At 66.9% G+C, this 20,897-nt stretch carries 20 protein-coding genes and 1 other RNA gene; 12 read left to right on the top strand and 9 right to left on the bottom strand.

Features of this window, described 5'->3' with window-relative positions:
- Positions 1-24: 24 nt before the first annotated feature.
- The 5 genes from ssrA to J0F76_RS01800 form a co-directional block, all read right to left on the bottom strand.
- Positions 25-379: a transfer-messenger RNA gene (gene ssrA / locus J0F76_RS01820) on the bottom strand.
- 6 nt (positions 380-385) lie between these two features.
- The gene (gndA, locus tag J0F76_RS01815; protein ID WP_207465080.1) at positions 386-1,786 is read right to left on the bottom strand and encodes an NADP-dependent phosphogluconate dehydrogenase; all 1,401 of its coding nucleotides are present in this window, start codon (positions 1,784-1,786) and stop codon (positions 386-388) included.
- A 70-nt stretch (positions 1,787-1,856) separates the two neighbouring features.
- The gene (locus J0F76_RS01810) at positions 1,857-2,303 is read right to left on the bottom strand and encodes a PaaI family thioesterase (RefSeq protein WP_242689917.1); all 447 of its coding nucleotides are present in this window, start codon (positions 2,301-2,303) and stop codon (positions 1,857-1,859) included.
- 10 nt (positions 2,304-2,313) lie between these two features.
- Entirely contained in the window at positions 2,314-3,150 is an 837-nt protein-coding gene (gene pdxY, locus J0F76_RS01805; protein WP_207465078.1) for a pyridoxal kinase, read from the bottom strand.
- Positions 3,147-3,824 carry an MOSC domain-containing protein gene (locus J0F76_RS01800; protein ID WP_207465076.1) on the bottom strand — a complete coding sequence of 226 codons (678 nt, stop codon included), beginning with the start codon at positions 3,822-3,824 and terminating at the stop codon, positions 3,147-3,149. The genes pdxY and J0F76_RS01800 overlap by 4 nt, the downstream gene beginning before the upstream one ends.
- 136 nt (positions 3,825-3,960) lie before the next feature.
- Between J0F76_RS01800 and J0F76_RS01795 the strand changes: the two genes are divergently transcribed.
- Both J0F76_RS01795 and J0F76_RS01790 read left to right on the top strand, forming a co-directional pair.
- Complete coding sequence (locus J0F76_RS01795; protein ID WP_207465074.1) at positions 3,961-5,082, top strand: Ppx/GppA phosphatase family protein; 1,122 nt, start codon at positions 3,961-3,963, stop codon at positions 5,080-5,082.
- Between the two features lies 1 nt (position 5,083).
- A complete protein-coding gene (locus J0F76_RS01790; protein ID WP_207465072.1) occupies positions 5,084-5,833 on the top strand; it encodes an RlmE family RNA methyltransferase in 750 nt (249 codons plus the stop codon).
- Here J0F76_RS01790 and J0F76_RS01785 read toward each other — a convergent pair.
- Complete coding sequence (locus tag J0F76_RS01785) at positions 5,821-6,837, bottom strand: helix-turn-helix transcriptional regulator (RefSeq protein WP_207465069.1); 1,017 nt, start codon at positions 6,835-6,837, stop codon at positions 5,821-5,823. The two genes, J0F76_RS01790 and J0F76_RS01785, sit on opposite strands and share 13 nt — an antisense overlap.
- Before the next feature lie 77 nt (positions 6,838-6,914).
- Positions 6,915-7,808 (bottom strand): tRNA (adenosine(37)-N6)-dimethylallyltransferase MiaA, encoded by an 894-nt coding sequence (gene miaA, locus J0F76_RS01780; RefSeq protein WP_341351547.1) that lies wholly within the window; start codon positions 7,806-7,808, stop codon positions 6,915-6,917.
- A 93-nt stretch (positions 7,809-7,901) separates the two neighbouring features.
- Between miaA and pyrH the strand changes: the two genes are divergently transcribed.
- From pyrH to J0F76_RS01740, 8 genes are all read left to right on the top strand, one after another.
- Complete coding sequence (gene pyrH, locus J0F76_RS01775) at positions 7,902-8,636, top strand: UMP kinase (protein ID WP_207465065.1); 735 nt, start codon at positions 7,902-7,904, stop codon at positions 8,634-8,636.
- A 117-nt stretch (positions 8,637-8,753) separates the two neighbouring features.
- The gene (gene frr / locus J0F76_RS01770; protein ID WP_207465063.1) at positions 8,754-9,317 is read left to right on the top strand and encodes a ribosome recycling factor; all 564 of its coding nucleotides are present in this window, start codon (positions 8,754-8,756) and stop codon (positions 9,315-9,317) included.
- Positions 9,318-9,323: 6 nt separating this feature from the next.
- Positions 9,324-10,061 carry a polyprenyl diphosphate synthase gene (gene uppS, locus J0F76_RS01765; protein ID WP_374299128.1) on the top strand — a complete coding sequence of 246 codons (738 nt, stop codon included), beginning with the start codon at positions 9,324-9,326 and terminating at the stop codon, positions 10,059-10,061.
- Positions 10,058-10,900 (top strand): phosphatidate cytidylyltransferase, encoded by an 843-nt coding sequence (locus J0F76_RS01760; RefSeq protein WP_207465058.1) that lies wholly within the window; start codon positions 10,058-10,060, stop codon positions 10,898-10,900. The genes uppS and J0F76_RS01760 overlap by 4 nt, the downstream gene beginning before the upstream one ends.
- Positions 10,901-10,903: 3 nt before the next feature.
- The gene (gene dxr / locus J0F76_RS01755) at positions 10,904-12,061 is read left to right on the top strand and encodes a 1-deoxy-D-xylulose-5-phosphate reductoisomerase (protein ID WP_207465056.1); all 1,158 of its coding nucleotides are present in this window, start codon (positions 10,904-10,906) and stop codon (positions 12,059-12,061) included.
- Complete coding sequence (gene rseP, locus J0F76_RS01750) at positions 12,058-13,389, top strand: RIP metalloprotease RseP (RefSeq protein WP_207465054.1); 1,332 nt, start codon at positions 12,058-12,060, stop codon at positions 13,387-13,389. Before dxr ends, rseP begins: the two co-directional genes overlap by 4 nt.
- Positions 13,390-13,494: 105 nt before the next feature.
- Positions 13,495-15,795, top strand: a complete 2,301-nt coding sequence (gene bamA / locus J0F76_RS01745) for an outer membrane protein assembly factor BamA (protein WP_207465052.1) — start codon at positions 13,495-13,497, stop codon at positions 15,793-15,795.
- Positions 15,795-16,427 carry an OmpH/Skp family outer membrane protein gene (locus J0F76_RS01740; protein ID WP_207465050.1) on the top strand — a complete coding sequence of 211 codons (633 nt, stop codon included), beginning with the start codon at positions 15,795-15,797 and terminating at the stop codon, positions 16,425-16,427. The genes bamA and J0F76_RS01740 overlap by 1 nt, the downstream gene beginning before the upstream one ends.
- 1 nt (position 16,428) lies before the next feature.
- Here the strand turns inward: J0F76_RS01740 and J0F76_RS01735 are convergent, their stop codons facing one another.
- The gene (locus J0F76_RS01735) at positions 16,429-17,367 is read right to left on the bottom strand and encodes a nucleoside hydrolase (protein WP_207465048.1); all 939 of its coding nucleotides are present in this window, start codon (positions 17,365-17,367) and stop codon (positions 16,429-16,431) included.
- A gap of 114 nt (positions 17,368-17,481) precedes the next feature.
- Here J0F76_RS01735 and J0F76_RS01730 point away from each other — a divergent pair, with 114 nt between their 5' ends.
- Positions 17,482-19,290 (top strand): ABC-F family ATP-binding cassette domain-containing protein, encoded by a 1,809-nt coding sequence (locus J0F76_RS01730; protein ID WP_207465046.1) that lies wholly within the window; start codon positions 17,482-17,484, stop codon positions 19,288-19,290.
- On the opposite strand, the gene J0F76_RS01725 is transcribed toward J0F76_RS01730, so the two are convergent.
- Positions 19,287-20,261, bottom strand: a complete 975-nt coding sequence (locus J0F76_RS01725; protein ID WP_207465044.1) for a putative zinc-binding metallopeptidase — start codon at positions 20,259-20,261, stop codon at positions 19,287-19,289. The two genes, J0F76_RS01730 and J0F76_RS01725, sit on opposite strands and share 4 nt — an antisense overlap.
- Positions 20,262-20,525: 264 nt before the next feature.
- Between J0F76_RS01725 and rplU the strand changes: the two genes are divergently transcribed.
- Entirely contained in the window at positions 20,526-20,888 is a 363-nt protein-coding gene (gene rplU / locus J0F76_RS01720; RefSeq protein ID WP_207465042.1) for a 50S ribosomal protein L21, read from the top strand.
- Positions 20,889-20,897: the final 9 nt, after the last annotated feature.

The following is a 20,897-nucleotide window of genomic DNA, read 5'->3' as shown; positions in this document are numbered from 1 at the left end:
GGGCATGATGGGCAAAGGGCTGAAAGTGCAGGATTCTGTTGCCAGGCTCCTGCGGGCCCCGCCTTACGCTGCTAGGCGCAAGGGCTTAGGTTTCGATCTTGCGGACTGCTTACGCAGCCAGCGCGACCGGAGCACGGTTGTCGTTGGCAACTGTACATTTTGCACCGATAACGGTGGTAGCTCACCGAGACAAAGCAAACATCTTTAGACGTTCGTCGATCCTGTTTCGACCCCAAGGCCCCCCAACGAGGGTGATCTGGTGGAGTCGCCGGGTACCGCCCCCGGGTCCGATCCGCTTATTCCATGCGCGTTTATGTCCATAGTCCGGGTTGCCCCGGACAGGACGAATATAGGCGTCCCGTCCGGCGGCTTCAAGCCATGCCGTTCAGGCCAGGCCGCCCCAGGGGCCATGCGGCGCGTCCAGTCCGTCGATCCGCTGGAAGCCATGCGCGCCGAAGAAGTCGCGCTGGGCCTGGATCAGGTTCGCCGTTCCCCGGCCGGTCCGCATCAGGTCGAACCACATCAGCCCCGACGCGAGCGCGGGCAGCGCATGGCCCGCCGCCGCGCCTTGCGACACGACCTGCCGCAGCGCGGGAATGGCCGTCTCGATCAGGTCCGCGAAGAAGGGCGCCATGATCAGGTTGCGGGCCGGGTCCTCGGCCAGGGCGGCGGCCATGTCGTTCAGCATGGCGGACCGGATGATGCAGCCCGCGCGCCAGACCCGCGCGATCTCGGGCAGGTCCAGCGTCCAGCCGAATCGCCCGGACGCGGCCGAGATCATCGTGAAGCCCTGCGCGTAGCACAGGATCTTGCCCGCGATCAGCGCCTGTTCCAGGACCTGCGGGTCGATGGCGCAGGGCTGCGGGGCGGCACCGAAGCGCGCCTCGCCCGCCAGGCGTTCGTCCAGCCGGGCCGAGACGTTGCGCGCCATCACGGCGGCCTCGATCACGGGAATGGGGGCGGACAGGTGCTGCGCCTCGATCGCGGTCCAGCGGCCGGTGCCCTTCTGGCCCGCGCGGTCCAGGATCACGTCCACCATCGGCTTGCCGGTATGGGGATCGGCGGCGGCCGTCACTTTGGCCGAGATCTCGATCAGGTAGGACTGCAGCACGCCCGTGTTCCAGCGCGCGAAGATGTCCGAGATCGCCGCCGCTTCCATCGCCATGCCGTCGCGCATCATGCCATAGATCTCGGCGATCATCTGCATGTCGGCGTATTCGATGCCGTTGTGGACCATCTTCACAAAATGCCCGGCGCCCGCATCGCCCATGCGGGCGGCGCAGGGGGTGCCGTCCTCGGCCCGGGCGGCGATGGCGGTCATCACGTCGGCCACGCGGTCCCAGTCGGACGCCGTGCCGCCGCCCATGATGGCAGGGCCGTGGCGCGCGCCTTCCTCGCCACCCGACACGCCCATGCCAAGGAAGCGGAACGGCAGCCCGGCGCCGTCGCGGCGATTGGTGTCGTGGAAGTCGGCATTGCCCGCGTCGATCACCAGGTCGTCGGCATCCAGCAGCGGCGCAAGGGCGGCAAGCTGGTCATCCACCGGCTGGCCCGCAGGCACCATCAGGATGATGGCGCGGGGCTTCGCAATGGCGGCAACCAGGTCGGCCAGCGTCTCGGTCGGGATGACGTTCTGCGCCAAGTCGCCAGCATTGGCGGCAAAGGCGCGCGTCACCTCGGTCGTGCGGTTCCAGACCGCGATGGGGAATCCCTTTTCCGCGATGTTCAGCGCCAGCGCCGCCCCCATCGTCCCCAAGCCGATCAGCCCGATCCGCGCCTGTGCCATGATGCAATCCTTCCGCAATTCCATGATTTCGGGCTGTTTACGCTAACGGCTTGCCGTTGTCACGCTGACGTCAAGCCGATTTGCCCCTGACGCAGATCAGTGTCTGCAGTCCTGTCGCCACATGGATGCGCCGGTCCGGAGTGGTTGCCCAGACATCCAGGTGGCAGATGGTCAGCGTGCGGCCCGGCTTGATGACGCGGCCTTGTGCCTCCAGGCAGTCGCCCTGTGCGGGGTTGATCAGGTTCAGCTTGAATTCGACGGTCAGGACCGAGCTGTCCTCGGGGAACAGGGTGAACCCCGCATAGCCGCCCGCCGAATCCGCGATCGAGGACGTGCCGCCCGCATGGAAATAGCCGTGCTGCTGCGTCAGTTCCGGCCGGAAGGGCAGGCGGATCGTGACCAGTCCCGCCTTCACCTCGGCCAGGTCCGCCCCCAGGTGCCGCATCAGTCCCTGCCGGGCGAAACTGTCGCGGATGCGGATCACGGTCGCGGGGGACAGGTCGTCGCCGATGTTCATGTGGTGTCCTTCACAAGGTCAGCAAGGCGGCGCGGAAGTCTGGATCGGACAGCACGACCTCTCGGGCGCCGATCCGGTCGGCATGGGCCAGCGCCGCCGCCGTCAGGTCCTGCGCCGTTTCGACCGCTTGTGTCAGGTCCCGCCCCCTGGCCAGCCCCGCCATGACAAGCCCGGCGTAAAGATCGCCCGTTCCCGGCAGCGCGAAGGGCAGCCGCCGGGTCGGATGGCGCGACATGCCCCCTGGCCCCAGGATGACGCTTTCCAGATGATCCGCCGGACTGTCCCTCAGCACGCAGCCCGTCGCGACCAGGGTGCTGCCAGCCGCCATGCGAAGGTCGGCGGCCGCGTCCCGCAGATCGGCCACCCCGGTGATGGTGCGCCCCGTCAGATAGCCAAGTTCGAAGGAATTGGGCGTCGCCAGATCGGCCAGGGGCAGCAGCCGGTCCCGCATGACCTGCGCCAGTTCGGGCGGGACATAAAGACCCGGCCCGTGATCGCCCATCACCGGATCGCACAGGTAACGAAGGCTTGGATTGGCGGCCTTGGCCCGTGCCACGAAGTCCGCGACCAGCAGCCCCACCTCGACCGAGCCGATATAGCCGGTCATCATCCATTCCGCGCGCTGGGGCAGGCCCCGTTCCTCGGCGCCCAGCAGCAGGTCGGCGAACAGGCCGGGCGGCAGGGGCGCGCCGCGCAGGGTGGGATAGTCCGGCGTGTTCGAGAAGATCACCGTGGGGATCGCCGCGACCTCCAGCCCTGCCGCCTGCATGGGAAAGACGGCGGCAGAGTTGCCGACATGGCCGTGGACCACCTGGCTCTGGATGGAGATCACCAGCGGCGGTCTCATGCCTTGCCCTCCAGCCGGGGGCGCCAATCCTCGACCCGGCCGCTGTCGAGGCGGCGGACGGCATGACGCCGCCACCCGTCCGCCAGCACCTCAAGGGCAGCGATGCCCTCCAGTTCGGCGCGGTTCAGGCGGTCCACATACATTGCCCGCCACAGCCGCCGGAGCGTCCAGTCGGGCGCAAGGCGGTCGATCCGGTGCAGGTCGTCGCCTTGCCGGACCTTTCCCGGCTCCAGCACGCGGTAATACCAGCCGATCCGGCCGGTCGCCTGGACCCGCCGGGCCATGTCCGGGATGCCGAAGCGATGGTTCAGCTTCCAGCACGGCTGGCGGCCCTGAGAGACCTGGACCAACGCGCTGCCGAGGCGGAAGATGTCGCCGACCGCCACGTCGTCCTCGGTCGGGCCGGACACCGAGATGTTCTCTCCGAAGGCGCCGGGTTCGTCCAGAAGGGGCAGCGCGCCCAGGTCCTGCCTCCACGCGGCATAGTGGTCGAAGGGATAGTGATGCACCGCCTTCTCGGGGCCGCCATGCACGCGACGGTCGGCCTGGGCATCGCCTTCAAATCCGTCGCGCGTCAGGGCAAGGCTGCCCGCCACGGGAAACTTGGCAATCGCGCTTCTGGCATCGGTCCCCGGAAGGGGGGGCACGGGGCCAGTCAACAGGGTCATGGGCATGGGCTGCCTTGGCTTAAACTTCATACCGTTATCAACCGGCTGGCACTTCCTCGGCAATCACCCTTTTGCCGCCCCTTGAATGGGACAGGGCCGCAGGTTACGTTTTGTTCAACTTGATATCGGAGGGCGTGTCGTGATGGCGCCCAAGCGTCCTGCGGGTGCGGACGCGTTCCCGAAAATTACGGTAGAGCCGTCCGTCGCCCGCCAACCCGAGGAGGGGGCGCTTTATGCCGCCCTCGACCTTGGCACAAACTCGTGCCGGATGCTGATTGCCCGACCGAAGGGCAGTCAGTTCCAGGTCATCGACAGCTTCTCCAAGCCTGTGCAGCTTGGTCAGGGGCTGGAAGCTTCGGGGCGCCTGTCCCGCAGCTCGATGGCGCGCACGGTTCATGCATTGCAGGTCTGCCGGCGCAAGCTGGAACAGCACCGCGTGCGCAACATGCGCCTGGTCGCGACCGAGGCCTGCAGGCGCGCGCGCAACAGCCGCGACCTCTTGCGCACGATCCGCCGCGAAACCGGCCTGCAGATCGAAACCATCAGCGCCGAGGAAGAGGCCCGCTTGGCCGTGATCTCCTGCGCGCCGCTGGTCAGCCACAAGACGGAAACGCTGATGGTGGTCGATATCGGCGGCGGGTCCACCGAACTGGTCTGGATCGACCTGGAGGACGTGGAGCCGAAGGAGCGGCCGCGCGCGATCATGCGGCTGTCGGACGGCTTCGGCAATCCGCAGCCCGGCGGGGCGCGGGTGGTGGACTGGATCAGCGTGCCGCTGGGCGTGGCGACGCTGCGCGACCAGTTCGCCGATGTCGAGGACGACCAGGGCCGCTTCGCCCTTATGTCCTGGTATTTCGAGGAAATGCTGTCGGGCTTCACCCCCTATGCCGAAGGCTCGCCTGACGAGGGGTTCCAGATCATCGGCACCTCGGGGACGGTGACGACGGTGGCGGCCAGCTTCCTTGGCCTGCGCCGCTATGACCGGACCAAGGTGGACGGGCTGGAGATGACCAGCACCCAGATCGACCGGGTGATCCATTCATACCTGCAGCTTGGCCCGGACGGACGACGTGCCGACCCGCGCATCGGGCGCGAACGCCATGCGCTGATCATGTCTGGGGCCGCGATCCTGCAGACGCTGATGCGCATCTGGCCCACCAGCAAGCTGTCCGTTGCCGACCGGGGCCTCCGCGAGGGGTTGCTTTATGCCCAGATGGTGCGCGATGGGGTGCTGGCATCGGAAGGTTTGAACGGGGTGGCATGAGATGACAAAGGCGCCAGGCAGCCGCGAGGGCAAGTCCAGCGGTCGCGGTCAGCGCGACCTGCGCGTGCGGGTCAAGACCGCCAAGGGCCGCAAGCTGTCGTCGAAGCTGTGGCTGGAACGGCAGTTGAACGACCCCTATGTGGCGCGGGCCAAGCGCGAGGGATATCGCGGACGGGCGGCCTTCAAGATTCTGGAACTGGACGACAAGTATCGCTTCCTGGTGCCTGGCGCGCGCGTGGTCGATCTTGGCTGCGCGCCCGGCGGCTGGTGCCAGGTCGCCGTGGGCCGCGTGAATGCCCTGGGCGAGAAGGGCGGCAAGGCTGTCGGCAAGGTCCTGGGCGTCGACCTGCAAGAGGTCGATCCCATCGCCGGCGCTGAAATCCACCAGCTTGATTTCCTGTCCGAGGGCGCGGACGAGAAGGTCAAGGAATGGCTGGGCGGTCCCGCCGACGTGGTGATGTCCGACATGGCCGCCGCATCTTCGGGCCACAAGGGCACCGACCATTTGCGCATCGTGGCGCTGGTCGAAGCTGCGGCGGCGCTGGCTTTCGATGTCCTTGAACCCGGTGGAACTTTCGTGGCCAAGGTCCTGGCCGGGGGTGCGGAAACCGAGATGCAGGCCATGCTGAAGCGCAACTTCGACAAGGTCGCCAACGTCAAGCCGCCCGCCAGCCGCAGCGATTCGTCCGAGAAGTTCGTGGTCGCCACCGGCTTTCGCGGCCGGCAGCCGCAGGACGATCAGCAGGACTGAGCGCGGAATGCCTCGGGCGTTCGCCCGGTCGCCGCGACAAAGGCGCGGGTGAAATGGGCATGGCTGGAATAGCCAAGCTCTGCCGCGATGCGCTGGGTCGCGTGGGCGGTTTCGCGCAGCAGGCGGACGGCGCATTCCAGTTGCAGGTCGTGGACCAGTTCGACCGCGCGCTTGCCATGGGCGGCAAGGCAGGCCTGATCCAGCAACAAGGTGCTGCTGCCCAGTTCGGCCGCCAGTTCCGCCACCGACCGGCACGCGCCAAGCCTTTCTTGCGCAAGGGCCAGGAACCTGTCGATCAGCGGGCGGTCGGGCAGGCCCGTCTCGGACGCGGCGTCAGGGCGGTCCGGCGCAAGCTGGCGCAGGCGCAGCGACAGCAGGTTCACCAGGCAGGACAGCGTGCCGGGATCGCTGGTCGATGTCTCGACACCGATCTCGCGCAGCGTGGCTTCCAGTTGCGCGGCATGGTTTCCGACATGCGCGGCCGTGACGCGGTCGGGCAGCCGAGGCGTGGCCTGAGCCCCCAGCCGGGCCGAGATCAGCGCGACATGCCCCCTTGTCCCGCCTGCGGGCGAGGCCGCGAAGGCGGTTCCCGCAGGGATGTAGCGCAGGTCGTCGGCGCGCAGACAGAAGCGGTTGCGCGGGAAATCCAGTTGCGTGCGCCCTTCGTTGACCCAGATCAGCACATGATCCGGACGGGTACGAGGCTGCGGCGGATTGGACCGGCTGCCCCAGACAAAGGCCTCAAGCGGCACCAGCCGCATCCCGCTCTGACGGCCGACCGGATGCGCTCCGCGAAGGGCGGGCTGCATGACGGCGGGCATGGGGTTGTCCCCGGACGGCGCGGCGGCGGGCGGGGCGACGGCGGGCGGCGCGGCCGGATGTTCATGAGCCTCGGGGATGAAGGGGGCGTTCACCCCGTCCACCTGCAGGCGGCGTCCTGCCCGGATGGTGCTGGGCGAAAACGGAAAGCCGGCTTTCCACTGCGAATGCTCCAACGCGGTCATGAGATTCGCCTGACATAAAGGACAATAAGCGAATTATCGCCGATGAACGTTTTCAACTCAACGTCGTTGATGCGCGATCAGTTTCGTTCCGTGCCTTTTTGGTCAGCCTCGACGGTCTTCCAGTCCTTCATGCGGCCCCTGAACCAGATGCGCTGCGACTTGGCGTATTGCCGCGTGGCAATGATCGCGCGTTCCGTTGCCGTGGGCAGGTCGATCTGTCCCCGAAGATGGGCGATCAGTTCGGGTGCGCCGATGGCGCGCGCCCATTGCTGCGCGGGGTCCCAGGATGACAGCATGGCGCGCGCTTCCTCCAGCGCGCCTTGTCGCATCATCGCCTGAAAGCGGGCGGTGATCCGGTCGGCCAGCCAGTCGCGATCCGCCGTCACCACAATGCGCTGGGCATCGTCCGCGCCGATCAGGGGCGGCGGCGTGTCGGCCTGCCAGTCAGCCAGACCGCGCCCGGTGGCGGTCAGCACCTCCCATGCGCGCTGGACCCGGGCGGGGTTCAGCGTGTCGATGCGGGCGCGGGTGGCGGGGTCCAGGTCGGCCACCATGCGCGCCAGCCCGCCCTCGGCGGCAAGGCGGACGTTCCCCTCGGCCCGCACGGCAGGGGGCGTTGGCGGCACATGGGCCAGTCCCCGCGTCAGCGCCGTCAGGTAAAGGCCGGTCCCGCCCACCACGATCAGCCGCCTGTCCAACAGTCCGGCGATGTCGCGCAGCCAGTCGCCGACCGAATAGGTCACGCCCGGCGCGACATGCCCGTAAAGCGCATGGGGCGCGGATGCCTCGTCCGCCGCCGAGGGCCGGGCGGTCAGCACCCGCCAGCAGGACCAGATCTGCAGCGCGTCCGCGTTGACGATCAGGCCGCCCTGCGCTTGGGCGACCCGCATCGCAAGCGCAGACTTGCCGCTGGCCGTCGGGCCCGCGATCAGCAGGTGGCGGGCAGGGTCGATCTGGTGCAGAGGAGGCACGGCAGGGTGGCTTTCGGACAGTTGAACACGGCCGCCTTTTGCGACATTTTGCGCCCCGATGAAAGCGACCGGCGCTGACACGAAGGAATGGACATGACCGATCATCAGAACGCGGCGCCCACGCAATACGGCAGGGTGATGCTGAAAATCTCGGGCGAGGCGCTGATGGGCGATCAGGGCTATGGACTGCATCCCCCGACGGTCGCGCGCATCGCCGACGAGGTCGAATCGGTCCAGAAGATGGGGGTCGAGGTCTGCATGGTGATCGGCGGCGGCAACATCTTCCGGGGCCTGCAGGGCAGCGCCCAGGGGATGGAGCGCACGACCGCGGACTACATGGGGATGCTGGCCACCGTGATGAACGCGCTGGCCATGCAGTCGGCGCTTGAAGCCAAGGGCCTGCATTGCCGCGTCATCAGCGCCATCCGCATGGATGAGGTCTGCGAGCCCTACATCCGTCGCCGCGCCATCCGCCACCTTGAAAAGAAGCGCATCGTGATCTTCGCGGCGGGGACCGGGAACCCGTATTTCACCACCGACACCGCGGCCACCCTGCGCGCCAACGAGATGAACTGCGAGGCGATCTTCAAGGGCACCAAGGTCGACGGCGTCTATGACAAGGACCCGAAGAAGCATGGGGATGCCAAGCGTTACGGCGAGGTCAGCTATGACGAAGTGCTGCAAAAGCACCTGGGCGTGATGGACGCATCGGCCATCGCGCTGGCCCGCGACAACCGCCTGCCGATCATCGTCTTCTCGCTGGACGAGCCGGGCGGATTCCGCACGATCCTCGAAGGCAAGGGAACCTACACGCGGGTGCACAACTAGGACCTGCAATTCGGCGCAGAGGGCGGAAAACCGCTGCCGGAATGCCGGGCAAAGGCTTTGCCAACATGCGCAAATCCCGTTACAAACGAACAAAATTCAATACAAGGGCAGTGCCACATGGCAGAGGACATCGAAATCGACATCGACGACCTGGAGCGGCGGATGAAAGGCGCGATGGAAAGCCTGCGCCATGAGTTTTCCAGCCTGCGGACCGGGCGCGCCTCGGCCTCGATGATCGACCCGGTGCAGGTCGAAGCCTATGGCCAGATGACCCCGATCAACCAGCTGGGCACCGTGAACGTCCCGGAACCGCGCATGGTCACGATCAACGTCTGGGACAAGGGCATGGTCGGCAAGGTCGAGAAGGCGTTGCGCGAATCCGGGCTGGGCATCAATCCGCAGCTGAACGGCACCATTATCATGCTGCCGATCCCGGAACTGAACGAGGAGCGCCGGCGCGAGCTGACCAAGGTCGCCGCGCAATATGCCGAAAGCGCCCGCGTCGCGATCCGCAACGTGCGCCGCGACGGCATGGACCAGATCAAGAAGGGCAAGGCCAACGGGATGCCCGAGGACGACCAGAAGTTCTGGGAAACCGCCGTGCAAGAGCTGACCGACAAGATGATTGCCTCGGTCGATCAGGCGCTTGAAGGCAAGCAAGCCGAAATCATGCAGGTCTGAGGGACAATGATGGCCGCTGAAACCGCACCGCTGCTGCTATCGGGCGGGGTCGATCAGCGGCCCCGGCATGTCGCGATCATCATGGACGGCAACGGCCGCTGGGCCGTCGAACGCGGCTGGCCGCGTCTTGTGGGTCACAGGCGGGGGGCCGAGCGCGTCAAGCAGATCGTCCGCGCCTGTCCAGACCTGGGCGTGAACTGGCTGACGATCTATGCCTTCTCGACCGAGAACTGGAAGCGCACGACCGAGGAAGTCCTTGGGCTGATGAAGATCTTTCGCCGCTATATCCAGTATGAAGCCGAAGGCATGGCCGCCGAAGGCGTCCGGCTGCGCTTCATCGGCGAGCGGAGCCGCCTTGACGGCAAGCTGCAGGCCCTGATGTCCTCGATCGAGGCGCGGACGGCCGGCAACAGCCGCCTGAACCTGACCGTGGCGATCAACTATGGCGGGCGCGACGAACTGACCCGCGCTTCGGCCCGTCTGGCGCAGAAGATCGCGCGCGGCGAGATCGAAAACCCGACCGAGGCCGACCTGACCGCCTGCCTGGACACGGCCGGCCATCCGGACCCCGACCTGGTGATCCGCACCTCGGGAGAGACGCGGACCTCGAATTTCCTGCCGTGGCAGGCCGCCTATGCGGAATACGAATTCACGCCGACGCTGTGGCCGGATTTCACGCCTGACCATCTGGCGCGGATACTTGACCGTTTCGGCCTGCGCGACCGACGTTTCGGGGGCGTATGAGCGCGGGGCGAGTCTCGGCGGTGAAGCCCCCTGCGGGCAAATGGGCCGACCTGTCGCGCCGTGTCGCCTCGACGCTGGTGCTGCTGGGCATCGGCATCATGCTGGCGGTCGCGACGGGCATCTGGCTGCGGTTGGCGATGGCGGCGATCTCGGCCATCACCTTCTGGGAACTGGCGGCGATGACCGGCTGGAAGAACCCGCGCCTGCACCCCGGCATCTTCGGCGCCTGGCGTCCCTTTGCCCTGGCGGTGATCGCCTTCATGTCGCAAGTCATCGCGCAGGTCGATCATCCGGCCGCGATCCTGGCGCTGCTGTTCCCGCTGGTGGCGGGCATCCCCGGCGCGGCGACCCGCGACCGCTGGACCTATGCGATCTTCGGCTTGGCCATCATGCTGGTCGCCTATGGCCTGGTCGGCTTTCGCGAGGCTTACGGTCTGAACTTCGTTCTGTGGCTGATGGGGATCGTGATCGTTTCCGACACCGCCGGCTATTTCTTCGGTCGCATGATCGGCGGCCCGAAGTTCTGGCCCTCGCTCAGCCCCAAGAAGACGTGGTCCGGCACCATAGCCGGATGGATCGGCGCGCTGGTGCTGGGCGTGATCCTGTGGCGCCTGGGCCGGGGCGATGCCATGCTGATCTGGTGTTCGCCCATCGTGTGCTTTGCCGGACAGATGGGCGACATCGCCGAAAGCTGGTTGAAGCGCCGGGCAGGGGTCAAGGACAGCTCGAACCTGATCCCCGGGCATGGCGGCTTCATGGACCGATTTGACGCAGTGACGGGGGCGGTTCTCGCCACCATGTTGATCGGGCTTCTGACGGCGCTGCCCGCGGTGAATTGACGAATGAGACGAATTTCGATCTTTGGCGCGACCGGCTCGGTCGGAGCGAATGGCGTTGACCTGATCCGCCGCGCGGGCGGGCCTGCGGCCTACCATACGGTCGCGCTGACGGGCGGGCGCAACATCGCGCGGCTGGCCAGGATGGCGCGCGACCTGCAGGCCGAAATCGCCGTGACCGCCCATCCCGAGTTGCTGGACGAACTGCGCGCCGCCCTGGCGGGAAGCGGCGTCGAGGCGGCTGCGGGATCGCAGGCCCTGGTCGAGGCGGCGCAGCGGCCCGCTGACTGGGTATTGTCGGCGATTGTCGGTGCGGCGGGTCTGGTGCCGGGCCTGACGGCGCTGGCGCAAGGCGGCGTGCTGGCGCTGGCCAACAAGGAATCGCTGGTCTGTGCGGGACCGCTGATCCATGCAACCGCCAAGCGGAGCGGCGCCACGATCCTGCCGGTGGATTCAGAACATTCCGCCATATTTCAGGCACTTGGTACAGAAAACGTCGAAAACGTCAAGGATGTGACGATTACCGCCTCGGGTGGCGCCTTCCGCGACTGGCCGCTGGAACGGCTTGCGGCCGCGACGGTGGCCGAGGCCTCGACCCATCCGAACTGGGCAATGGGGCAGCGGATCACCATCGACAGCGCCTCGATGTTCAACAAGGCGATGGAAGTCATAGAAGCCAAAGAGTTTTTCGGCCTTCGTCCCGACCAGATCAGCGTTCTTGTCCACCCCGAGTCGATCATCCACGCGATGGTCAGCCATGTCGATGGCGGGACCATTGCCCATCTTGGCGCGCCGGACATGCGCCATGCCATCGGCTATGCGCTCAACTGGCCGCGCCGCGCGCCCCTGCCGGTGGCGCCGCTGGATCTTGCCGTAATCGGCAGCCTGACCTTCCGCGCGCCCGACGAAAATCGCTGGCCTGCCCTGCGCCTTGCCCGAGAGGTCATGGCGGCGGGGGGCATGGCGGGCGCCGTCTTCAATGCGGCCAAGGAACAGGCCCTAGACGATTTCATCGGCGGACGGATCGGCTTCACGCGGATGGCGCCTCGCGTGGAAATGACCTTGCAGGCCCTGTCCGGGCGGGCGGGCTTCGGCGATGATCCGGCTGATCTCGAAACTGTCCTGCATTGGGACCAGGAAGCACGCAAGGAAGCCGCCGCATGACCGACCTTCTTCCGCAATTCGGCGGCACCCTGTGGACACTGGCCGCCTTTTTCGTGGCCCTTGCGGTCATCGTGACGGTGCACGAGTTCGGCCATTACTATATCGGCAGGCTGTCGGGCATCCGGGCCGAGGTGTTCTCGGTCGGCTTCGGGCCGCGGCTGGTTTCGCGCCGGGATCGGCGGGGCACGCTGTGGCAGGTGGCCGCGATCCCGCTGGGCGGCTATGTGCGCTTCCTGGGCGATGCCAATGCGGCAAGTGCCGGCACGGGCCGCGCGGTCGATCCGGCGCTGCGGCGCCAGACGCTGACCGGGGCCCCGTTATGGGCGCGCTTTGCCACCTTGCTGGCCGGGCCGGTCTTCAACTTCGTGCTGTCGATCCTGGTCTTTGGCGGCTTCGCGCTGTTCCAGGGCCTTCCCGTCGATGAGCCGCAGGTCGGCACCATCGCCGAGGCGCCGCCGGGCGTGGTGAACGAATTGCAACCGGGCGACCGCATCATCGCCCTGGGCGGCCAGCCGGTCGAAACCTGGGGCGACATCGGGCGGATCGCGGAAACGCTGCCGGTTGCCCCTCGACAGGACTGGCGCGTCCTGCGCGACGGGGTCGAGGTGACGGTGCCCGGTCCCGACCCGATGCCCGCCCGCATCAGCGGTGTCGCCCCCCGCAGCGCCGCGGCGGATGCCGGTCTGCGCGCGGGCGACGTCGTCACCTCCATCGAGGGCCGTCCCGTGAGCCGCTTCACCCAGATGCGCGAGGCGGTCGAGGCTGCGGAGGGCGAACCGCTGGCCTTGCAGGTCTGGCGGCCGGGCCAAGGGGTTTCGGACTATACGCTGGTCCCGAAAATGCAGGACCTGCCCGCCGATGGCGGCGGCTATGAACGCCGCTGGCTGATCGGCGTGACCGGCGGCGAAAGCTTCTTCGCACCTGCGACTCGGCAAGCGGGGCCGCTTGAGGCGCTGTGGCTGGGGATCGCGCAAACCTGGGGGATCATCGTGTCGTCGCTGTCGGGAATGTGGGCGATGATCTCGGGCCAGATCGGGACGTGCAACCTGGGCGGCGCGATCAGCATCGCGGAAAGCACGGGGCAGGCCGCCAGCGCGGGGGGCGGCAACTTCCTGTGGTGGATCGCGGTCCTGTCGGCGGCCATCGGCTTCCTGAACCTGCTGCCGATCCCCGTGCTGGATGGCGGGCATCTGATGTTCTATGCATGGGAAGCCGTGACGGGACGGCCTCCCTCGGACAAGGCGTTGAACTTGCTGACGGCGGTCGGCATGGCGGCGGTTTTGTCGCTGATGATTTTCGGGCTCACCAACGATCTTTTCTGTCCCTGACCCGCGATGCGCTTTTGACAGCGCGGGGTTATTGATGCACAAGCTTGACATAAAAGAAGGTGCTGAAAACAGCGCCGTTTCAGGCTGACGGCAAGAGGGGCAGCAATGACACGGAAACTGGGCAAGGGCGCGGTTGCGCTGATGACGGCCTTGACGATCGCGGCCCCGGCGGCCCTCATCCCAAGCGCGGCCGCAGCCTATGTCTTCAACGAGGTGCGGATCGAGGGGTCGCAACGGGTCGAACCGGCCACCGTGCTGTCCTATGCCAACATCGCGCGTGGGCAGGATGTCTCGGCAGGCGAGTTGAATGACGCCCTGCAACGGCTGCAGAACTCGGGCCTGTTCGAAACGGCCGAGATCGTCCCGCAGGGCAACGTGCTGGTGATCCGCGTCAGGGAATACCCGACGATCAACCAGATCAGCTTCGAGGGCAACCGCCGCATCAAGGACGACCAGTTGGCCGAGGTCGTGCAAAGCCAGTCGCGCCGCGTCTACCAGCCCAGCCAGGCGTTGCAGGACGCCAGCAACATCGCCCAGGCCTATGCCGCCCAGGGGCGCCTTGCCGCCCGCGTGGACCCTCGCATCATCCGCCGCAGCGACAATCGCGTCGATCTGGTCTTCGAGGTCCGCGAGGGCAACGTGACCGAAATCGAGCGCATCGGCTTTACCGGCAACCGCGCCTTCAGCGACCGTCGGCTGCGCAACGTGCTGGACACCAAGCAGGCGGGCATCCTGCGCACCTTCATCCGCCGTGACACCTTCGCGCCCGAGCGGCTGCAACTGGACGAACAGTTGCTGACGGACTTCTACCGCTCGCGCGGGTATGCCGATTTCCGGGTGCAGGCCGTGGCGCCGGAACTGGCACGCGAACGGGACGCCTTCTACATCACCTTCAACATCCAGGAAGGCCCGCGCTATCGCTTCGCGCAGGTCAACACCGTGTCCGAGATCCCGGGCGTCGACGCGGCGGCATTCGCGGCGCAGAACCGGGTCGGGCGGGGCGACATCTATAACCCCGCCGCCATCGACAACACCATCCGGCGGATGGAGACGGTGGCCCTGCAGCAGGGTCTGAACTTCGTCAATATCGACCCGCGCGTGACGCGCAACCCGCAAACCCAGACCCTGGACCTGACCTTCGCCGTCACCCGTGGCCCGCGCGTCTTTGTCGAACGCATCGACATCGAGGGCAACACGACCACGCTGGACCAGGTGATCCGCCGCCAGTTCAACACGGTCGAGGGCGACCCCTTCAGCCCGCGCGAAATCCGCAACGCTGCCGAGCGCATCCGCGCTCTTGGCTATTTCAGCGATGCGCAGGTCGAAAGCCGCCCCGGCAGCAGCAACGAACAGGTGATCGTCGACGTGAACGTCGAGGAGCAGCCGACCGGCTCGCTGTCCTTCGGGGCGTCCTATGGCGTGGCCTCCGGCGTGGGGCTGAACGCGTCCTTGCAGGAAAACAACTTCTTGGGCCGCGGCCAGACGGTCGGGCTGTCGCTCTCGACGGCGGATGGCGACCAGTCGTCGTCGCTGACCTTCATCGAACCCTATTTCCTGGGGCGCGATCTGCGCTTCGGCTTCAACACCTATTACAACGTCACCGAAAGCCTGAACTCGGACTACAACACCCGTTCGGTCGGGGTTCGCCCGTCGATCGAATTCCCGATCTCGCAGAACGGCCGTCTGGAACTGCGCTATCGCCTTTCCAAGGAAACGCTTGGCGGGGTCGAGGACGACAGTTCTGAAATCCTGCAGCGCGAGGAAGGCCAGCGCGTCACCTCGGCAGTGGGCTACAGCTACCTGTGGGACACGCGCATCACCGGGCTTGATCCCCTGACCAGCTACAAGCTGCGCTTCTCGCAGGACTTTGCCGGGCTTGGCGGCGACACGAAAAGCGTGACCACAAGCGCCCTGGCCGGCGTGGAAAGCAACGCCTGGCGCGACGAGGTCACGCTGCGCGCCGAGTTCGAGGGCGGCGCGATCCACTCGCTTGACGACTACTCCACCTGGATTCTCGACCGCTATCGCGGCGGTACCCGCATCCGTGGCTTCGAGCCGAACGGCATCGGCCCGCGCGACCTTGCAGCCGAGAACGAGGACGGCTTGGGCGGCAACTACTTCTGGGTGGTCCGGACCGAGGCGCAGTTTCCGCTGGGCCTGCCCGAGGAATACGGGATCTCGGGCGGGTTGTTCGCCGATGTGGGCTCGATCTGGGGTCTTGACGACACGGTCGGCACCGGCGGAGAGATCGTGGACGACTCGATGAATATCCGGGCCTCGGTCGGGGCCTCGCTGTTCTGGACGACGCCGATCGGCCCCTTGCGGTTCAACTTCTCTCATGCGCTCAAGAAGGAAGACTATGACGAGGAGCAGAACTTCGACCTGACCATCTCGACGCGGTTCTGATGAGGGGTGTCGGCCTGGCCCTAATCCTGCCGCTGGCCCTGGCGACCGGGGCCGCGGCGCAGGACGGGGCGCCGGATGCGGTGCAGCCGCCCGCCGACCTTCCGTCGCAGACGATCCGGACGCCGGCCGACGCCCCGCCCTTGGGCGTCTCGGCCATCGTGACGGTGGACCAGGACCTGTTGTTCACCAATTCGGACTGGGGCAAGCGGACGCAGCGCGTCCTTGACGAGGAAGAAGCCAAGATCGAGGCCGAGAACGAGCGCCTGGTGAACGAGCTGTCGACCGAGGAAGCGGCCCTGACCCAGCAGCGCGGCACCCTCGACCCGGCAGAGTTCCGCAAGCTGGCCGAGGCTTTCGACAAGAAGGCCACCGAGGTGCGCAGAGCGCGGGCGCAGGTGGTTCAGGAACTGAACGCCTGGGCCGAGACCGACCGCACTGCCTTCTATCGCGCGGCGCTGCCCCTGATGGGGGAACTGATGCAGGAACGCGGCGCTGTCGCGGTGCTGGACCGCCGCACCGTTTTCGTTTCGATGGACGCCATCGACATCACGCAGGATCTGGTCCTGCGGTTGAACAAGGACCTCGGCGACGGCGCCGGGCGGGTACCCCTGAAAAACAGGGCCGCCGAATAGCCTAGGGCAGCCGGGACAGCCGTTCCGTCAGCAGGGCAAAGAACCCGTCGCGGTCCACATGGCGGATGAACAGCGCATTGGCCGGACGGTCCGTCACGCCCCACCAGTCCGCGACGGTCATGCCGGTGCTGAATCGCCCCTCGGTCTCGATCTCGACATTGATCCGGCGGCCTTGGAACAGATCGGGGCGCAGCAGCCAGGCGATGGTGCAGGGGTCGTGCAGGGGCGCGCCCTCGCTGCCGTATTTCGCCTTGTCGAAACGCTCGAAGAAGTCGGTCCAGCTTGCGACGGCCGGGCCGCATCGGCCGGGTAGTCCGCGCATTCCGTCGATCCAGTCGCGCGAGGTCAAGGCATCGTGCGTGACGTCAAGCGGCATCACCACCAGCGGCACGCCCGAGGCAAAGACGGCGGCCGCGGCTTCGGGATCGACATAGATGTTGAACTCGGCGGCGGGGGTGACGTTGCCGACCTCGAAATAGGCGCCGCCCATCAGGACGACCTGTTCCACGCGGGCGACGATGTCGGGCGCGCGGCGGAAAGCGGTCGCGATGTTGGTCAGCGGGCCGATGGGAACCAGCGTGACGCTGCCCGCCGGTTCCCGCCGCAGGGTGTCGATAATGAAATCCACCGCGTGCTGGGCCTGGAGGGGCGTGGTCGGCGCGGGAAGCTCAATCCCGTCCAGGCCCGTGGTGCCGTGGACGTTCTCGGCCGTGACCAGCTTGCGCGACAAGGGCCGGTCGCAGCCCGCGAAGACCGGAATGTCGGTGCGGCCTGCCAGTTCGATGATCTTGCGCGCGTTCAGTTCGGTCAGGGGCAGCGGGACGTTTCCGGCAACGGCGGTCAGCCCCAGCACCTCAAGCTCGGGGCTGGCAAGAGCCAGCAGGATCGCCACCGCATCGTCCTGGCCGGGGTCCGTGTCGATGATGATCTTGCGCGCCATGCGTTCCTCCTGGCTGGTGGCGCTTTTGTGGGTGGCATCCGGGGATCATGCAAGCCCCCCTGCAAGGCATCCGCGTCCATTGACCCTGCGACCGCCCCGCGCTAGGGCGCGGGTATGGCACGCGCACCCCTTCTTCAACTGACCGACATCTCGCTGACCTATGGCGGCGACCCCGTGTTCGACGGGCTTTCCCTGACCATCCAGCCCGGCGACCGGGTGGCCCTGGTGGGCCGCAACGGGTCGGGAAAATCGACCCTGATGAAGGTCATGGCCGGTCTGGTCGAGCCTGACCGGGGCGAGGTCGTGCTGAGCGCCGGGGTGTCCACCGGCTACATGGAACAGGACCCCGACCTGTCGGGCTTTGCGACGCTGGGCGATTTCGCCGCGGCGGGCCTGCCCGACTCCGATGCCTACAAGGTCGAGATGGCGGCCGAGGGGCTGAAGTTCGATCCCGCCCGTCCGGTCGAGACCGCATCGGGCGGCGAACGCCGCCGCGCCGCGCTGGCCCGGCTGCTGGCGCAGGCGCCCGAACTGATGCTGCTGGACGAACCCACCAACCACCTGGACATCGAGGCGATCGGCTGGCTTGAGGACCACCTGTCGCAGACGCGCGCGGCCTATGTCATCATCAGCCACGACCGCGCCTTCCTGCGCCGCCTGACCCGCGCCACCCTGTGGATCGACCGGGGCGAGGTGCGCCGCCAGGAACGCGGCTTCGAGGGGTTCGAGGACTGGCGCGAGGCCGTCTGGTCGGCCGAGGACGAGGCCCGCCACAAGCTGGACCGCAAGATCAAGGCCGAGGCCCGCTGGGCCGTCGAGGGCATCAGCGCGCGCCGCAAGCGCAACCAGGGACGGGTTCGTGCCCTGGCGGCGTTGCGCGCCGAACGCAGCGCCCAGATCCGGCGGCAGGGAACGGCGGCGATGGCGCTGGATTCGGGTCCGCAGTCCGGCAAGAAGGTGATCGAAGCCAAGGGTATCGCAAAGACCTTTGGCGACCGCACGATCCTGCGCCCCTTCGACCTGCTGGTGAACCGTGGCGACCGCGTGGCCTTTGTCGGCCCCAACGGCGCGGGCAAGACCACGCTGATCAAGATGCTGACCGGAGAGATCGCGCCGGACGAGGGCACCGTGACCCTTGGCACCAATCTGGAGGTGGCGGTCTTCGACCAGACCCGCTCGGCGCTGAATCCGGACCAGACCTTGTGGGAATCGCTGACCGGCGATCCCGACATGCGCGTGTCGGGCCGCGCCGACCAGGTCATGGTGCGGGGCCAGCCGAAGCATGTGGTGGCCTATCTCAAGGATTTCCTGTTCGACGACGGGCAGGCCCGCGCGCCGGTGCGCAGCCTGTCGGGCGGCGAGAAGGCCCGGCTGCTGCTGGCCCGGTTGATGGCGAAGCCGTCGAACCTGCTGGTCATGGACGAACCGACCAACGACCTGGACGTGGAAACGCTGGACCTGTTGCAGGACTTGCTGGGCGAATACGACGGCACCGTCCTGCTGGTCAGCCACGACCGCGACTTCATCGACCGGGTGGCGGATACGACGGTTGCCATGGAGGGCGACGGCCGCGCCACCGTCTATGCGGGCGGCTGGTCAGACTATCGCGCGCAGCGGGGCGAGGATGCACCCGCGGCAATCGAGACTGCGCCCAAGAAGCCCGAAGCCGCGCCGGAAAAGCCGAAGTCCGTCAAGTCTGGCCTGTCCTTTACCGAACGCCATCGACTGGACGCGCTGCCCGCCGTGATCGAGCGGCTCGAGGCCGAGATCGCCAAGCTGTCCGAGTTCCTGGCCCAGCCGGATCTGTTCACGACCGCGCCCGCCAAGTTCCAGAAGGCGACCGAAGCCCTGGCCGAGCGGCAGGAGGCGCTGTCGGTCGCCGAGGAAGAATGGCTGTCGCTTGAGGAAAAGGCCGCCTCCTAGGCGCCGCGTTCGGCATGGCTGCTGATCCAGCCATGCGCGAATTTGATCTTTTCGCGGATCTTCGGGGTCAGGACGAAGGGATACAGGTCCGAATTGTCCAGCGCGCGGTTGATGTCGTTGATGGCGATGGCGACAGCGGCCGCGATGGTCAGCAGGTGGTCGGCGTCCGTGTCGGCATAGGGCTGGTAGTCGTCGGGCAGGCCCTTCATCGAAAGGCCCGCGCTGACGAAGCTGTCGGTGAAATCGACCATGTGCAGCAGGTGGGCGACCGTCTCGGCCCAGTCCTCGTGGGGGTGAGAGGTGGCGTAGGCGGTGATGAACTCCTCTCCCGGCTCCTTGGGATTGGCATAGTGTTCCTGCAGGGCGGCGTTGTAGTCAGCCGTCTCGTTTCCGAACAGCGCGCGGAAATCGTCAAGAAAGCCCGGCGCGACGGCAAGGCGGTCGAACAGGAAGTGCGCCAGCTCGTGCCGGAAGTGCCCCACCATCGAGCGGTATTGCTCGCCCAGCTTGTGCTGCCGCTGGATGCGGATCAATTCGTCCGCCTCGGTGACGTTGATGACGATCTCGCCATTGTCATGGCCCATCATGATCTGCTCGGCCCGGCCGCCGCCGGTGTTTTCGGACAGCATCTGGAAGCGCGGCCGCATCCCGGCATCGGCATCGGTGAACCATTGCCAGTTCGACAGGTTGGCCAGGACCCAGCGCTTGGCCCGCTCGGCCCGTTCAAGAAGCTGCCGGTTGTCGCCCACGTTCAGCGCGGGCACGGTGTCCGACATCGTGCAGGACCGGCACAGCGTTTCGCCCGGAACGGCGACCCAGTTGCACTGGATGGCATCGCGGTTGGCGCAGGGCTCGGCCTCGTTCCACATGGCCCGCGCCTCGGGTTCATAGAAAAGCGGCGCCCCGCAGGCGCAGAACATGTTGTCGAAATAGACGCGCTGGTTGCAGGCGGGGCAGGTAAAGCTCTGCATGATCGGTTCCTTGGCTGGGCTGCGGACAAAACCCCGCCGCGCGCCAAGGTTCCACCGGCGGGCGCAAATTTCCCAGGACGCGGGCTGCTTGACTTGCGCGGGGAAATCGGCCATATCCACGCGGACCGGCCGGGCGCATGCCCTTGGCCGGTGTGTTATTTTCAATGACATCCCCATGCGCGGGATGCGCTGTCCGAAGGCGGGGCAAGCCCGAACGCCGGAGCGATCCGGGGCCGAAGGACGCGGCAACGAAGGAAAAGGCGAATGTTCGCGGTTCTGAAGACGGGCGGCAAGCAATACAAGGTGCAGGCGGGCGATGTCCTGCGCGTTGAAAAGCTGAATGCCGCCGCTGGCGACAAGGTCCAGTTCAACGAAATCCTGATGGTCGGCTCGACCCTGGGCGCGCCCCTGGTGGACGGCGCCTGCGTGCAGGCCGAAGTGATCGACCAGATCAAGGCCGACAAGGTCATCACCTATGTCAAGCGCCGCCGCAAGCACAGCTCGCAGCGCACGCGCGGACATCGCCAGCAGCTGACCCTGCTGCGCGTGACCGATGTTCTGGCCGAAGGCGCAGGCTCGACCGGCGTGAAGACCGCCACCGGCGCCCGCACCAAAGAAAACGCGTAAGGAGACCGA

This window comes from Paracoccus fontiphilus (genome assembly GCF_017356265.1).
In the GTDB taxonomy this organism is placed as follows: domain Bacteria; phylum Pseudomonadota; class Alphaproteobacteria; order Rhodobacterales; family Rhodobacteraceae; genus Paracoccus; species Paracoccus fontiphilus.
Note: the sequence above shows the minus strand (reverse complement) of the source record. Positions and strands in the feature narration are given on the sequence as shown.

Bases quoted from the DNA above. Each gene is read 5' to 3' on its own strand.
- gndA (WP_207465080.1), bottom strand. From the start codon at position 1,786: ATGGCACAGGCGCGGATCGGGCTGATCGGCTTGGGGACGATGGGGGCG.
- J0F76_RS01810 (WP_242689917.1), bottom strand. From the start codon at position 2,303: ATGAACATCGGCGACGACCTGTCCCCCGCGACCGTGATCCGCATCCGC.
- pdxY (WP_207465078.1), bottom strand. From the start codon at position 3,150: ATGAGACCGCCGCTGGTGATCTCCATCCAGAGCCAGGTGGTCCACGGC.
- J0F76_RS01800 (WP_207465076.1), bottom strand. From the start codon at position 3,824: ATGCCCATGACCCTGTTGACTGGCCCCGTGCCCCCCCTTCCGGGGACC.
- J0F76_RS01795 (WP_207465074.1), top strand. From the start codon at position 3,961: ATGGCGCCCAAGCGTCCTGCGGGTGCGGACGCGTTCCCGAAAATTACG.
- J0F76_RS01790 (WP_207465072.1), top strand. From the start codon at position 5,084: ATGACAAAGGCGCCAGGCAGCCGCGAGGGCAAGTCCAGCGGTCGCGGT.
- J0F76_RS01785 (WP_207465069.1), bottom strand. From the start codon at position 6,837: ATGACCGCGTTGGAGCATTCGCAGTGGAAAGCCGGCTTTCCGTTTTCG.
- pyrH (WP_207465065.1), top strand. From the start codon at position 7,902: ATGACCGATCATCAGAACGCGGCGCCCACGCAATACGGCAGGGTGATG.
- frr (WP_207465063.1), top strand. From the start codon at position 8,754: ATGGCAGAGGACATCGAAATCGACATCGACGACCTGGAGCGGCGGATG.
- uppS (WP_374299128.1), top strand. From the start codon at position 9,324: ATGATGGCCGCTGAAACCGCACCGCTGCTGCTATCGGGCGGGGTCGAT.
- J0F76_RS01760 (WP_207465058.1), top strand. From the start codon at position 10,058: ATGAGCGCGGGGCGAGTCTCGGCGGTGAAGCCCCCTGCGGGCAAATGG.
- dxr (WP_207465056.1), top strand. From the start codon at position 10,904: ATGAGACGAATTTCGATCTTTGGCGCGACCGGCTCGGTCGGAGCGAAT.
- rseP (WP_207465054.1), top strand. From the start codon at position 12,058: ATGACCGACCTTCTTCCGCAATTCGGCGGCACCCTGTGGACACTGGCC.
- bamA (WP_207465052.1), top strand. From the start codon at position 13,495: ATGACACGGAAACTGGGCAAGGGCGCGGTTGCGCTGATGACGGCCTTG.
- J0F76_RS01740 (WP_207465050.1), top strand. From the start codon at position 15,795: ATGAGGGGTGTCGGCCTGGCCCTAATCCTGCCGCTGGCCCTGGCGACC.
- J0F76_RS01735 (WP_207465048.1), bottom strand. From the start codon at position 17,367: ATGGCGCGCAAGATCATCATCGACACGGACCCCGGCCAGGACGATGCG.
- J0F76_RS01730 (WP_207465046.1), top strand. From the start codon at position 17,482: ATGGCACGCGCACCCCTTCTTCAACTGACCGACATCTCGCTGACCTAT.
- J0F76_RS01725 (WP_207465044.1), bottom strand. From the start codon at position 20,261: ATGCAGAGCTTTACCTGCCCCGCCTGCAACCAGCGCGTCTATTTCGAC.
- rplU (WP_207465042.1), top strand. From the start codon at position 20,526: ATGTTCGCGGTTCTGAAGACGGGCGGCAAGCAATACAAGGTGCAGGCG.